The 12,375-nt window shown below is 63.6% G+C and carries 11 protein-coding genes; 7 read left to right on the top strand and 4 right to left on the bottom strand.

The genetic code is table 11. The features are described 5' to 3' along the window. The first annotated feature begins 47 nt into the window (after positions 1-47). From OKW35_RS37120 to OKW35_RS37095, 6 genes are all read left to right on the top strand, one after another. The gene (locus OKW35_RS37120; RefSeq protein WP_429405965.1) at positions 48-1,214 is read left to right on the top strand and encodes a glycosyltransferase family 4 protein; all 1,167 of its coding nucleotides are present in this window, start codon (positions 48-50) and stop codon (positions 1,212-1,214) included. 328 nt (positions 1,215-1,542) lie between these two features. After that, on the top strand, positions 1,543-3,921 hold the full coding sequence (locus tag OKW35_RS37115; protein ID WP_429554668.1) for an ATP-binding protein: 2,379 nt from the start codon (positions 1,543-1,545) through the stop codon (positions 3,919-3,921). A 37-nt stretch (positions 3,922-3,958) separates the two neighbouring features. Continuing rightward, on the top strand, positions 3,959-4,690 hold the full coding sequence (locus OKW35_RS37110; protein ID WP_429554667.1) for a methyl-accepting chemotaxis protein: 732 nt from the start codon (positions 3,959-3,961) through the stop codon (positions 4,688-4,690). Continuing rightward, positions 4,687-5,226, top strand: a complete 540-nt coding sequence (locus OKW35_RS37105) for a hypothetical protein (RefSeq protein ID WP_184043715.1) — start codon at positions 4,687-4,689, stop codon at positions 5,224-5,226. The genes OKW35_RS37110 and OKW35_RS37105 overlap by 4 nt, the downstream gene beginning before the upstream one ends. Before the next feature lie 33 nt (positions 5,227-5,259). Further along, on the top strand, positions 5,260-6,246 hold the full coding sequence (locus OKW35_RS37100; protein WP_429554666.1) for a chemotaxis protein CheX: 987 nt from the start codon (positions 5,260-5,262) through the stop codon (positions 6,244-6,246). 31 nt (positions 6,247-6,277) lie between these two features. Beyond that, positions 6,278-6,643 carry a response regulator gene (locus tag OKW35_RS37095; RefSeq protein WP_018418019.1) on the top strand — a complete coding sequence of 122 codons (366 nt, stop codon included), beginning with the start codon at positions 6,278-6,280 and terminating at the stop codon, positions 6,641-6,643. Positions 6,644-6,685: 42 nt separating this feature from the next. Here the strand turns inward: OKW35_RS37095 and gmd are convergent, their stop codons facing one another. The 4 genes from gmd to OKW35_RS37075 all read right to left on the bottom strand — a co-directional run bounded on the left by gmd (position 6,686) and on the right by OKW35_RS37075 (position 10,139). Then, the gene (gene gmd / locus OKW35_RS37090) at positions 6,686-7,729 is read right to left on the bottom strand and encodes a GDP-mannose 4,6-dehydratase (protein ID WP_184043711.1); all 1,044 of its coding nucleotides are present in this window, start codon (positions 7,727-7,729) and stop codon (positions 6,686-6,688) included. Between the two features lie 56 nt (positions 7,730-7,785). Next, entirely contained in the window at positions 7,786-8,535 is a 750-nt protein-coding gene (locus tag OKW35_RS37085) for an SGNH/GDSL hydrolase family protein (RefSeq protein ID WP_429554665.1), read from the bottom strand. Beyond that, positions 8,532-9,614 (bottom strand): acyltransferase family protein, encoded by a 1,083-nt coding sequence (locus OKW35_RS37080; protein ID WP_429554664.1) that lies wholly within the window; start codon positions 9,612-9,614, stop codon positions 8,532-8,534. The genes OKW35_RS37085 and OKW35_RS37080 overlap by 4 nt, the downstream gene beginning before the upstream one ends. 258 nt (positions 9,615-9,872) lie before the next feature. Next, entirely contained in the window at positions 9,873-10,139 is a 267-nt protein-coding gene (locus OKW35_RS37075) for a hypothetical protein (protein ID WP_429554663.1), read from the bottom strand. Positions 10,140-10,172: 33 nt separating this feature from the next. Between OKW35_RS37075 and OKW35_RS37070 the strand changes: the two genes are divergently transcribed. After that, the gene (locus OKW35_RS37070; RefSeq protein ID WP_429554662.1) at positions 10,173-12,374 is read left to right on the top strand and encodes a hypothetical protein; all 2,202 of its coding nucleotides are present in this window, start codon (positions 10,173-10,175) and stop codon (positions 12,372-12,374) included. Position 12,375 lies beyond the last annotated feature (1 nt).

The raw sequence follows: 12,375 nt of genomic DNA, 5'->3' as shown, positions 1-12,375 counted from the left end.
TCTACACATAGCAACTCACCGCAAGCAACACACAGGGGCACACCATCATGACGACTGGCTCAATCAAATCACTGCAGATCGGGATGCACTGGTTTCCCGAACGCGCGGGCGGCCTCGACCGCATGTACTACTCGCTGGTCGGCGCGCTGCCGGGCGCGGGCGTCGCGGTGCGCGGCGTCGTCGCCGGCTCGCCGAAAGTCGCGGCCGATACCGGTGGCGCGATCAACGGCTTCGGCCCCGCCGCGCAATCGCTGCCGCTGCGGCTAATGGCGGCACGCCGCGCGCTACGCCACGAAATCCGCACGTCGCGGCCCGATGTGATTTCGTCGCACTTCGCGCTCTATACGTTTCCGGGGCTCGACGTGACGCGCGGCATTCCGCAGGTGTCGCATTTTCAGGGACCGTGGGCCGACGAGAGCCACGTCGAAGGCGCCGATTCGTTCGGCCAGCGCGCGAAGCGTTATCTGGAGCAGTCGGTATACGCGCGTTCGTCGCGGTTGATCGTCCTGTCCGACGCGTTCGGCAAGATTCTCACGACGCGCTACGGCATCTCGCCGGAGCGCGTGCGCGTGGTGCCGGGCTGCGTCGATGTCGAGCAGTTCAATCTGCCGATCACGCAGGCCGAGGCGCGTCTGCGTCTGCAATTGCCGCAGGACCGACCGATCGTGCTGGCGGTGCGACGGCTGGTGCGGCGCATGGGTCTCGAAGATCTGATCGATGCGGTGAAGCTGCTCAAACGCAGCGCGCCCGACGTGCTGCTGCTGATCGCGGGCAAGGGTCGGCTCGAAGGTGAGCTAGAGGCGCGCATCGCCGACGCGGGGCTCGAACACAACGTGAAGCTGCTCGGCTTCGTGCCCGATCAGCATCTGGCGGCGCTGTATCGCGCGGCCAACATCAGCGTCGTGCCGACCGTCGCGCTGGAAGGCTTCGGCCTCATCACGGTCGAATCGCTTGCGTCGGGCACGCCGGTGCTGGTGACGCCGGTCGGCGGATTGCCCGAGGCGGTGGCGGGATTGTCGCCCGATCTGGTGTTGCCGGAGACCGGCGCAGCTGCGATCGCCGCGGGTCTCGCCGGCGCGCTGAACGGTACGCTGAAGTTGCCCGATGCGGATGCATGTCGCCGCTATGCGCGCGAACGCTTCGATAACGCGGTGATCGCGAAGCGGGTCGCGGCGGTGTATGCCGAAGCGATTGCGGGGAACGTGCTGCATTGAAGCGCAGCGGCCGCGGTTCAATCGAATGAAAAAAGGGCGAGGCTCGGATCGCTGCGTTCGGGCCTCGCGTTCATGTCGCCGCAAGACCGGCAAAAAAACAGGCCATCAATAACGGCACTTTTCTGTTGAACTTGAGCCCGAATCAGCCCTTGGCCGCGATTTTCCGATCTTATTTTTCAAATCCCTGAAACGTGGCGCCCGGCGTCGACTTCGTCACGTTTACGTCACACATCCGCGACGATAATCCCCGCGCCCGAAAGTACAAAAACACACGGGCGTCCCGCCAGAAAGCGGGGACCTTGTATTTTCAGATCTCGGGGATTTTCAGATGACCATCCGCCACCGCATTACGCTTCTCGTCATTCTGATGCTTGTCGCGCTATCCGCCATCGGCGGATACGCCGTGCTTCAGACCCGCAACAGCGCCGCCAACGTCAGGCAGGTCACCCAGGGCGTCGTGCCGAGCGCGCTCGCGTCGGCAGACCTCGTATCGCAGGTCAAGGACGTGCAGCTCGCGATGATGACGCTCGTCTATGCGCCTGACGCGAACATGGTCTCGCAGGCTCAAGACCTGCTGAAGAGCAAGGAAGCGTCGTTGCAGGCGGCGCTCGACGTGCAGGCGAAGGCCGCGCAAGGTCAGGCCCAAACCGGGCTCGTGAGCCAGGCGCGCGACAGCCTCGCGAATTATTTCAACGCGGTCAACGACACCGCGAAGATGAAGGCCGACGGCAAGAACGAACTGGCGCAGGCCTATCTGTTCGCGAACGTCGCGCAATACCGCGATGAACTCGAAGGCATCGTCGAGACGCTGCGGATCGAAAAGAACCGCCAGAAAGATGCCGCGATCGACGAACTGAACAGCGCGCTCGCCACCACGACGACGGCGATCGGCGCCGCGACCGGCGCGGCCATCGTCGTGCTGTTGCTGATCAGCGCGCTGCTGTATCGCCAGATCACCCGGCCGCTGAGCCGCATGCAGGTGGAGATGAGCGAGATCGCGGCGAGCCAGGACTTCACGCGCCGCGTGCCGGTCGGACGCATGGACGAGATCGGTCATTCGATCGTCGCGTTCAACGGCATGATCGAGAAGATCCAGCAAAGCTCGCTGCAACTGAAGCAGAAGACCGCCGATATCCAGGCGATGCTGCAAAACATGCAGCAGGGGATTCTGACGGTGGTCGAAGGCGTGGTCGTGCATCCGGAGTACTCCGCCTATCTCGAGGCCATCTTCGAGACGCGCGAGATTGCGGGCCGTCCGTTGCTCGATCTGGTGTTCGGCGGCACCGAGATCAACAGCGATGCGCTCTCACAGATCGAAGCGGCGCTGCAGGCATGCATCGGTGAAGACAGCATGAACTTCGAGTTCAATCAGCACCTGCTCGTCAACGAGATCGCCAAGCCGATGGCCGATGGCCGCGTGAAGACGCTCGACCTGAGCTGGTCGGCGATCACCGACGAACACGACGTCGTGCTGCGTTTGATGCTGTGCGTGCGCGACGTGACCGAACTGCGCGCGCTCGCCGCCGAGGCCGGCGAACAGAAGCGCCGGCTGGAAATGATCGGCGAGATTCTCGCGGTGAGTCAGGAGAAGTTCCATCACTTCGTCGAAAGCGCGACGGGCTTCATCAGCGAGAACGAACGGATCATCCGTCAGCATCACGAGCCAAGTCACGAAGCCGTCGCCGAGCTGTTCCGCAACATGCACACCGTCAAGGGCAATGCGCGCACGTACAGCCTTCAGCATCTGACCGGCATCGTCCACGAAACCGAACAGCGCTACGACGCATTGCGCCGCGCTGACAGCAGCGAAGCGTGGGACCAGCAGCTTCTGATCGAGGATCTGCAGCGCGTGAAGGCCGCGCTCGAAACCTACGCGACGATCAACGAAGTGAGCCTCGGCCGCAAGGGGCCGGGCCAGAGCGGCGCGGTGGATCGCTACCTGATGGTCGATCGCGAGTTGATCCAGAAGCAGCTGGATCTGCTCGAAAGCGCCGATCCGGCCGACCGGGACGCGCTCGTGTCGATGCGCGAATCGTTGCAGCGCGAACTGCGTCTGTTGGGCACCGAATCGATCTACGAAGCGCTCGCGGGCGTGCTCGACTCGCTGCCGTCTCTGGCGGCCGAACTCGGCAAGGAGGCGCCGGTCGTCAGCATCGACAACAACGGCTACCGCGTGCGCAGCGAGGTCAGCCATACGCTGCGCAATGTGTTCACGCACCTGCTGCGCAACTCGGTCGACCACGGCATCGAGCCTGCCGCCGAGCGTGTCGCGAACGGCAAGGACCCGGCCGGCGTCATCGAACTGGAAGTGGGCGTCGACCATCACGCGCTGCAGATCACCATCAGCGACGACGGCCGCGGTCTCGCGCTCGCGAAAATCCGTGGGGCCGCGATCGAACGCGGCTGGATCGACGCCGATGCCGCGCTCAGCGACGAAGCGATTGCCGAGATGATTTTCCGTTCCGGCTTCTCGACCGCGCAGACCGTCAGCGAGATTTCGGGCCGCGGCGTCGGCATGGATGCCGTGCGCGATTTCGTGCGGCGCGAGCATGGCCGCATCGAATTGCGTTTCACCGACGATCGTCGCGGCGCGGACTATCGCCGCTTTCAGACCGTCGTGTCGTTCCCCGAGGACTGGGCGGTGGACAGTCTCGACGCGTCCGCCGATGCAGCGCGCGAGCGTGACGCGGATGCGGTAGCAGGCTGACGGCCTGATGGATTGATCGAAGCGATGGGAGCAGGTTGTGCTTGAAAGTTATCTTTTGGCGGCAGGCGTTGGCGGTATTCTCTGCGCACTCGCGACGGGAATTTTTTATCGTCGCAAGCTTCGCGCGGGTGCGCAGGCGCAGCGTGTCGACGCGCTCGCGCGGCAGGCCCTCGAGCAGCAACTCGACGCGGCGGTCCGGCTCGGCGAGCAGGCCAACAGCGAGCGCGCCGCACTGGAGTCGGTGCTCGCCGATCTGCGCGCGCAAGCCGGGCAGTGCGCGCACGATCGCGAAGCGTTGCAGACGTCGCTCGACGCCGCGAGTTCGCGAAGCGACGAATGGCTGCAGCATGCGACGCGGATCGCGCACGAGGCGGGCCGTCTGAAGACGCTGACCATCACGTTCGAGCGTTGGCACGAGCAGATGATTTCGCTGATGTCGCAGAACCGCGACATGCACAAGAAGAACCAGGAGCTGTCGGCGATCGTGCAGCACGTGCTGATCGTTTCGCTGAATGCGTCAATCGAAGCGGCGCGCGCCGGCAGCGCGGGTCGCGGCTTTTCGATCGTCGCGGGCGAAGTGCGCTCGCTGGCGTCGCGCTCGCAGGAGTTGTCGAAGAGCTATCGCGAGAGCCTGCATCGCAACGACCTGACGACGGCGGCGACGTTCCAGGACATCCAGGCCGGCGGCAAGATGATCACGGCGTCGCTCGGCGGCGTCGAAGTGCTGGCGACCCAGTTCCAATCCCGGCTCGAGCAGGCCGCGGCGTGATTACCGATCAGGCGAAGCAAAGCATCGCGGACATCTTCTGTCACGCGGCCCGCGCGAGATTGCCCGCGACGCCGGGCGATTCGTGCGAGATCACGGCGGTTCCGAGGTGGGATCGCGATCATCCGGCCGGACCTTGCGCGATGGCGTTGACGATCTCGTCGATCGGCTTTCGTCTGCTGTTCGTGCTGCATTTCGGCAAGGACGACGCGACGCACGCCTACTACGCCAGCGGCGACACGACGCGTTCGCTGTCGGAAACGCTGATGGAACTCGGCAACCTGTGCTGCGGCTACATGAACCAGCAACTGGTCGATCATTTCCCCGATCTTGGCATGTCGACGCCGTATGAATTGAACAGCGCCTGTGTCGAGTATCTGGACGAGTTGCGGCCCGATCACGTGTGGGCGTACGAGCTGACGATCGGCGGTGCGGCCCGGCTGGGTGTCACGTTATGTCTATGCGCGCAGGCGCCCCTCGATTTCAAGGCTGAACTCGCCACGGCCGACGAGGCCGAAGGCGAGCTCGAACTTTTCTAGCCCCTCAACACTGCATTCGCAGACTGAAACACGATGAATACCAGCAAGCCCGTCAGCAAGGTGCTCGTGCTCGACGACTGTCCGGCACACGCGCAAGCGCTGAAGCTCTTTTTCGACGAACACAACCTGATCGCACTGAAGGTGCGCGACAGCAACCGCCTCGGCTCGGTACTGGCCACCAATATCGATCTCGGCGGCGTTCTGCTGGCGGATAACTACGGCGGATCGGTCGAGCAGGCGGCGACGAGCGCCGCGCGCATCAATGCCTTGCGCCCCGAACTGCCGGTGATCCTGCGTTCGAGCGGCCACGCGCCGCTCGAACGGCTTCCGAAGCCGTTGACGAACGCGGCATGCGCGCATTTCGATGCCGCCGATCTGACGGCGCTGCGTGAAGCCGTCGATCGATACATCTTCAGCCTCGACTTCCCGAACGCGCTCGTGCGCGGTATCGCGGAGATCACTGAAGCGCGGCTCGCCACGTCGTTCGACGGCGTCACGGTGCAACGCGACACGCCCAGTATCGTGCGCGATCGAATCATCTTCGGCGAGGTCTTCAGCCTGATTCCGCTCGAAGGCAGCTGGTGTCGCGGCTATATGTTGATGCGGGCCGAAGAGGAGCCGCTGCTCGGCATGATCGATCGCGATCGCGCGGCACGCGAGCCCGGCATGGGCGCGGGGCAACCGGGCTTTCGCGATCTGAACGACGTGCTCGGCGAATTGACCAATCTGATCTGGGGGGCATTCAAAAACCGCTTCCTCGATCAGCAGAACGCTCGCGATGCAAGTCAGGTGCAGGTGCAGGTGCCACTGCTGGTCAATCACAAGCATCGCTACATCTCGTTCGGCTCGGACAATCCGCAGTTGCGGTTTCAATATCGATTGAGCGACACCGCGAGCGGACAGTCGGTGTCGATCGACCAGCGCTTCGTTTTCAACCTGAGCTGGTCACCCGAAGATTTTTCTGAAAACGCGGTGGATGTCGACGATCTCGTCGAGTCCGGCGAACTCGATCTGTTTTGATACGACGCGTCGGTGACGCAAGGGAATGGTTATGGCAAAGATTCTGGTGGTGGACGATTCGAGCACGGTACGCGATGAAGTCGCGGGTTTTCTGGCGAAAAATGGTCTCGACGTCGCGACGGCCATCGACGGCAAGGATGGCCTTGCGAAGCTGAAAACGGATTCGAATATCCGCCTGATCGTCAGCGACGTGAACATGCCGAATATGGACGGCCTGACGATGGTCGAAAAAATCCGCGGCGAACTCGCGAACAAGACCGTCAACGTGATCATGCTGACGACCGAAAGCAGCCCCGCGATGAAGGAGCGGGGCAAGGCCGCCGGCGTGAAGGGCTGGATCGTCAAGCCGTTCAAGGGCGATGCGGTGCTGGAGACGTTCCGGAAACTGGCGGGTTGACGGGGCAGTGTGCGGCGAGCCCCGCCGCACACGGATGCCGGGTTAGAACGTCTCGTGGTGCTCGTTGCGCGCGATGTCCGCCTGCACCATCATCTGGCAAAGCTGTTCGAGCGAGGTTTGCGGTTGCCAGCCGAGCGTGTCGCGCGCCTTGTCCGCGCAGCCGATCAGCAGGTCCACTTCGGCCGGCCGATAGAACTTCGGATTGACGCGCACGAGCGTCTTGCCGGTCGCGACGTCGATGCCGGTCTCGCGCTCGTCCTTGCCCGCCCATTCCAGCTGATAGCCGGCCGCCGTGAACGCCATGCGCACGAAATCGCGAACCGTTTCGGTGCGGCCGGTCGCGAGCACGAAGGTGTCGGGCGCGTCGGCCTGCAGCATGCGCCACATGCCCTCGACGTATTCGAGTGCGAAGCCCCAGTCGCGCTGCGCGCTCAGGTTGCCGAGTTCGAGCACGTCCTGCTTGCCGAGCTTGATCTTCGCGACCGTGTCCGAGATCTTGCGCGTGACGAATTCGCGGCCACGTAGCGGCGATTCGTGATTGAACAGAATGCCGCTGCTCGCGAACAGGTCGTACGATTCGCGATAGTTGATCGTCGACCAGTGCGCGAACAGCTTCGCGACGCCATACGGGCTGCGCGGATAGAACGGCGTGCTTTCGCGTTGCGGCACCGCCTGCACGAGGCCGAACATCTCGGAGGTCGACGCCTGGTAGAAGCGTGTCTTCGGGCTCAGGATACGCAGGCCTTCGAGCAGATTCAGCGCGCCGACGCCGGTCACTTCGGCGGTGGTCACTGGCTGGTCGAACGACACGCCGACGAAGCTCTGCGCGGCGAGGTTGTACAGCTCGTCGGCCTGCGTGCCGTCGAGCAGGCGCAGCGTCGAGCCGAGGTCGGTGAGGTCGTGTTCGACGAGACGCAGATTCGGATGATCGAGCACGCCAAGCTCACGCATGCGCCAGAAGTTGACCGAACTCGTGCGCCGGTAGGTGCCGGTCACGTGATAGCCCTTGTCGAGCAGCAGCCGGGTCAGATAGGCGCCGTCCTGTCCGGATACGCCGGTGATGATCGCTTTGCGTGGTTGGCTCATAGCTTGCCTTCTAGTTTGTGGGAGAAAAGAGAACGGAACGCGCGTAAGGGCCTGGCTCAATGCGCGTTGTCCAGCAGCCGCCGCACCACCGGTTCGACGACCCGATAATCCTGTTCGGCCTTCAGCCGGTACAACTCCGGCTTTGGATGCGCGCCGTCCGACATCAGCGACTTCCAGTCGGGCAGGCTGCTCACATACGCGTATTGATCGACGAGCGGCACCTGCTGTTCGGCGGCCACGCGTCGCGTCATCGCTATCATCGCGGCGAGCCGGGCGTTGAGCCGGTTATCGGGCATCGGGTTCGAGGTCTGCAAAACAGGCTCCTTGCCGAGCGCTCGCGCGGTTTGCACGAGCGACGTCTCGGCCGCGTAAAACTGCTCGGGAGTCTGGTTGTGCATCACTTCGTTGATGCCGTAGTTGATCAACACGATCCGCGCGGGCGAGGCGGCGAGACGTTCGCGCCACGGCAGTCCCGCCGTCGGCCCCGCGCGACGATTGCCGGTGCCGTCGCGCAACTGCCAGGCCATCGTGCCGCCGACGCCGTAGTTCGTGACGCGCACGCGCTCGCCGTCATGCGCCTGCAACGCTTGCTGCAGAAACGTGACGGCGTTGCGGGCTTGCGGGCCGCAGTGGCCATCGCTGCAGGTGATGCCGAGCGTGGTCGAGTCGCCGTACGCGTCGATCAGCAGTTGCGTCGGCGATGGCACTGCCGGTCCGGCCACGGCCGCGCGCGTTGTCGGCGCGACCAGCATCAGCGCCGACACGACACCCAGCACGTGGGCAGCAACAACGGCCGGGCGGCTCATGCGCGGCCTTGCGGTGCTTGCCGCGCAACGTTGGCGCCGGCGCCGGTCGTCGCTCTCGACCCGCGCGCGCCGAAAATCAGGCGCTTCTCGAATGCGAACCACGTGATGCTCGCGTACACGAGCGTGATAGCGAGCGCGATCGCGGCGCTCAGATAGCGATTCAGATGCAGCGGCCACACCATGTACAGCACGCTCAGGTGGATCAGATAGATCGTGTAGCTGATGGTGCCGATATAAACGAGCACGCGATTGCACAACAGCCGCTTCACGATGCCCTTGCTCTGCAGCGCGATCACGACGATCGATGTACACAGCACCAGCGACACGCTATACAGCCCGGCATTCGACAACGGTGTATTCGCTGCGCGAAAACGCGGGTAGTGCAGATGCAGCCATGCCAGCACCGCGAGCGCGGCCAGAGCGCCGAGCACCGCGAGTCCCTTGAACGGTTCGAGCGCATTGCGATCGCGCCGCACGGCAACCGCGAGCAGCGCGCCGGCCGCGAGCAGATCCATGCGGAACGGCGTCAGGTAGTAGATCGGCCAGAACGAATCGAACCACGGCGTCGCGAGCGCGCGCAGCAGCGGCACCAGCACGATCAGCGCGGCCGCCACCAGCCCAAGCAGACGCTCGGGCACGAGCAGGATCACGAACGGCCAGAAGATATAAAACTGCTCCTCGACCGCGAGCGACCACAGCACGTTGAGGCTGTCATGACCGCTTTGATTGAGCGCATCGCCGATATTGGTCGCGAAGAACGCGTACCAGTACCAGTGCCGCGCCCACGCGAGGCCGAACAGCAGCGACGACACGGCCATCAGCAGCAGGTACGGCGGCAGGATGCGGCGCGCGCGCCGCGCATAGAAATAGCTGAAATACGACTGCTGGCGCGACTTGCGATCGAGCAGGATGCCGCTGATCAGAAAGCCGCTCAAAACGAAGAACAGATCGACGCCCATCCATAGCGGCGCTTTCAACGCGTGCTGCGCGAACACCGCGAGCACGGCGATCGCGCGCAGACCGTCGAGCTGCACGATGCGGGAATGGGAGGGCGCGAGGGGCAATGCGCTGGCTGTCATGAACCGTCCATGGTGTAAAGCGGATGAGCCGGGCGAAGCGCCGCGCGGTTCGCCACGGATTGCCAGCGAACAGGCACGCGCTTCGCGTCGCAACTGAAGTGCAATCGATTCTAGGGAAAAGAAACTCGAGAAAAAACCCGTTGGAATGGGCTAATTGAATCAGATTGAAACAGGGTATTTCTTTGGCCATTCCCGAAAGATTTATATGTTTATGTGGTGAGCATCGGGCAATCCGTAATAAATGCGCATTGCGTGATATCACATCGGTAGGAACGGGGGATCGTCGCGACAGAGGCGACTGACGGCGAGGCTTGCGCTTTTATCGATTTTTAAAATCGTTTCTTTTTCGACGTATAAGCGGACGAATATTTTTGAATTATTTTCGATTTTCGTCACCGCATTTTTTCCGCGTAACTTAGCCGTGCGGACGGCTGCCTTCAGGCGCCGCGCTTCAATCGGTTGCGCTTCGTTTCGCTTTGCCACATCACTGAATTTCGCCCCGAGCGGGCGCAGGTCCGCGTGCATCGCGTTGACCGGACATCGACTGGAGGTTCCGCCTTGCGCCGTATCACGTTCAAAAGCTGGTTCGCCGTGACAGCCTGCGCTGCCGGCGTCGTCGCCGCATCGGCCAGTCTGCCGGCGCGCGCCGAAACCGCTTTGAACGCGAAGACCTCATGGATCGGCAACAGCTTCGGCTTTGGCGATGGCACATGGACGCAGATCGATATCACCGCGATCGCGGTCACGCCCGACGGCAAGGTCTATACGAACGCGCCGTGGGACGAAAGCGGCGCTGAAGCGAGCGTCTATCAGGACGGCAAGATGCTCGGCTTCGCGGGCGGCACGCATGGCTGGGGCAACGCCGGCGGCAATGCGATCGCGGTCAACCGCAAATATGCATTCGTTGCGATCGCGGTCGGCAATGAGAAGGGGCATCTGGTCGAGCCGGGCGTGTGGCCGGACAAGGGTAAGCAATGGTTTGGTATCTCGCGGCGCCTGATCGACGAGCCGAAGCGCGTGGCACCGTTTCAGCCCGCGGCTAAAAACGCGGACCCGCACGCGCAGCTCGCGGCCGGCTTTCTGATGATGAACGAAGTGCCGACCGGCACGAACGCCGAGATCGGCGGGCTCGCCGCGAACGACACGACGCTGTTCGCGGCCAATACCGCGCGCAATCGCATCGAAGTCTACGATGCCGAATCGATGCAGCAGAAAGCAACGTGGAACGTGCACGAGCCTGGACGAATCGCGCTCGCGCCCGACGGCACGCTATGGGTGCTCAGCGGCACGCGCGGCGATCGCGCGCCGGGTATCGGGCATTACACGGCGACCGGTCAGCGCATCGACGAGACCATCACGCTGCCGGCCGATACGGTCGCGGTCGGCCTCGCCGTCGATGCGCAAGGCCGCCTCCTGATCGCCGATAACGGTCCGCGCCAGCAGGTGCTGTTCTTCACGAAGCGCGACGGCCGCTACACGGAGTCGGGCACGCTCGGCGAGCGCGGCGGCATTTTCAGCGGCGTCGCGGGCAAGCCCGGACCGTTGCGATTCAACGGGCTGACCGGCGTGGGTGTCGATGCGCGCGGCAACGTGTACGTGTCGACCAATGGCATCGGTCCGCGTTACGAGCCGATCGGCGCGGGCCTCGGCGCGACGCTCGAAAGTTATGCGCCGAACGGCAAGCGCAACTGGCAGGTCGAGGGGCTGCTGTTCGTCGACGGCGCGTGGATCGATCCGGCCCGGCCCGACAGCGTCTATACCGGCAACAAGCGCTTCGAACTCGATTTGTCGAAGCCGTCTGGACAGGACTGGAAATACGCGGGGTTCCTGTCGAATCGGTTCAAGTACCCGGACGATCCGGTGTTCCATACCGACCAGTATCCGGGTCTGCCGATCGCGCGGCGGTTGAAGGGGCACACGTTCCTCTATCTGACCGACATGTATGCGGATCATCTGAAGATCTATCGCTTCGATCCGCAGCATGACGGCGAGACCGCGATTCCCTCGGGATTTATCGCAGGTCGCGAGCGCGCGGTCGCGAAGGTGCCGAATGCACCGCCGGGCGGTGACTGGATCTGGCGCGACACGAATGGCGACGGGCGCTTCGATCGCGACGAATACACGCTGAACACGAGCGGCACGAAGCTCGCCGGCGGCTGGGGCTGGTGGGTCGACATGGCCGGCGACATCTGGCGTACCCGGGATACGAAAGGCATCTATCGCTTCCGTTTCGGCGGACTCGATGCGAAGGGCAACCCGGTCTACTCGTACTCGAACCTGACGCAGTACCCGGTGCCGGCACCGTTCAGCGAACTGCATCGCGCGATCTATGAATCGGACACGGACACGATGTACGTGAGCGGCTATACGGCCGATATGCCGACCGCGCAGGGCTTCTGGAAGGAAGTGGGGCGCGTGCTGGTGCGCTATGACAAGTGGTCGAGCGGCAAGCCGGTGCAGCGCTACGCGATCACGCTGCCGTGGCAGACGCAGAGCAAGCCCATCGCGACGATCATCGGCGTCACGGTCGAGGGGCAATACGTGTTCGGCGTCGAGCCGGTCGGCGCGGTGCACGTGTGGGACAAGGACAGCGGCAAGGAACTCGGCGTGATCCGGCCGGGCCCCGAAGTGGGCCGCGCGTCGGGTTGGGTCGACGTGCCGAACGGTATCAGCGCGACGAAGCGCGGCGATGGCGAGTACCTCGTCTTCGTCGAGGAAGACGCGCGCGGCAAGGTGCTGATGTATCGCTGGAAGCCTTGAG

Origin of the sequence: Paraburkholderia sp. MM5477-R1 (assembly GCF_050436385.1) — a bacterium.
Classification (GTDB): Bacteria; Pseudomonadota; Gammaproteobacteria; order Burkholderiales; family Burkholderiaceae; genus Paraburkholderia; species Paraburkholderia tuberum.
The sequence above is the reverse complement of the archived record's forward strand: the minus strand, read 5'-3'. Positions and strand labels throughout refer to the sequence as shown.

Bases quoted from the DNA above. Each gene is read 5' to 3' on its own strand.
- OKW35_RS37080 (WP_429554664.1), bottom strand. From the start codon at position 9,614: ATGACAGCCAGCGCATTGCCCCTCGCGCCCTCCCATTCCCGCATCGTG.
- OKW35_RS37095 (WP_018418019.1), top strand. From the start codon at position 6,278: ATGGCAAAGATTCTGGTGGTGGACGATTCGAGCACGGTACGCGATGAA.
- OKW35_RS37115 (WP_429554668.1), top strand. From the start codon at position 1,543: ATGACCATCCGCCACCGCATTACGCTTCTCGTCATTCTGATGCTTGTC.
- OKW35_RS37100 (WP_429554666.1), top strand. From the start codon at position 5,260: ATGAATACCAGCAAGCCCGTCAGCAAGGTGCTCGTGCTCGACGACTGT.
- gmd (WP_184043711.1), bottom strand. From the start codon at position 7,729: ATGAGCCAACCACGCAAAGCGATCATCACCGGCGTATCCGGACAGGAC.
- OKW35_RS37120 (WP_429405965.1), top strand. From the start codon at position 48: ATGACGACTGGCTCAATCAAATCACTGCAGATCGGGATGCACTGGTTT.
- OKW35_RS37085 (WP_429554665.1), bottom strand. From the start codon at position 8,535: ATGAGCCGCCCGGCCGTTGTTGCTGCCCACGTGCTGGGTGTCGTGTCG.
- OKW35_RS37075 (WP_429554663.1), bottom strand. From the start codon at position 10,139: ATGCACGCGGACCTGCGCCCGCTCGGGGCGAAATTCAGTGATGTGGCA.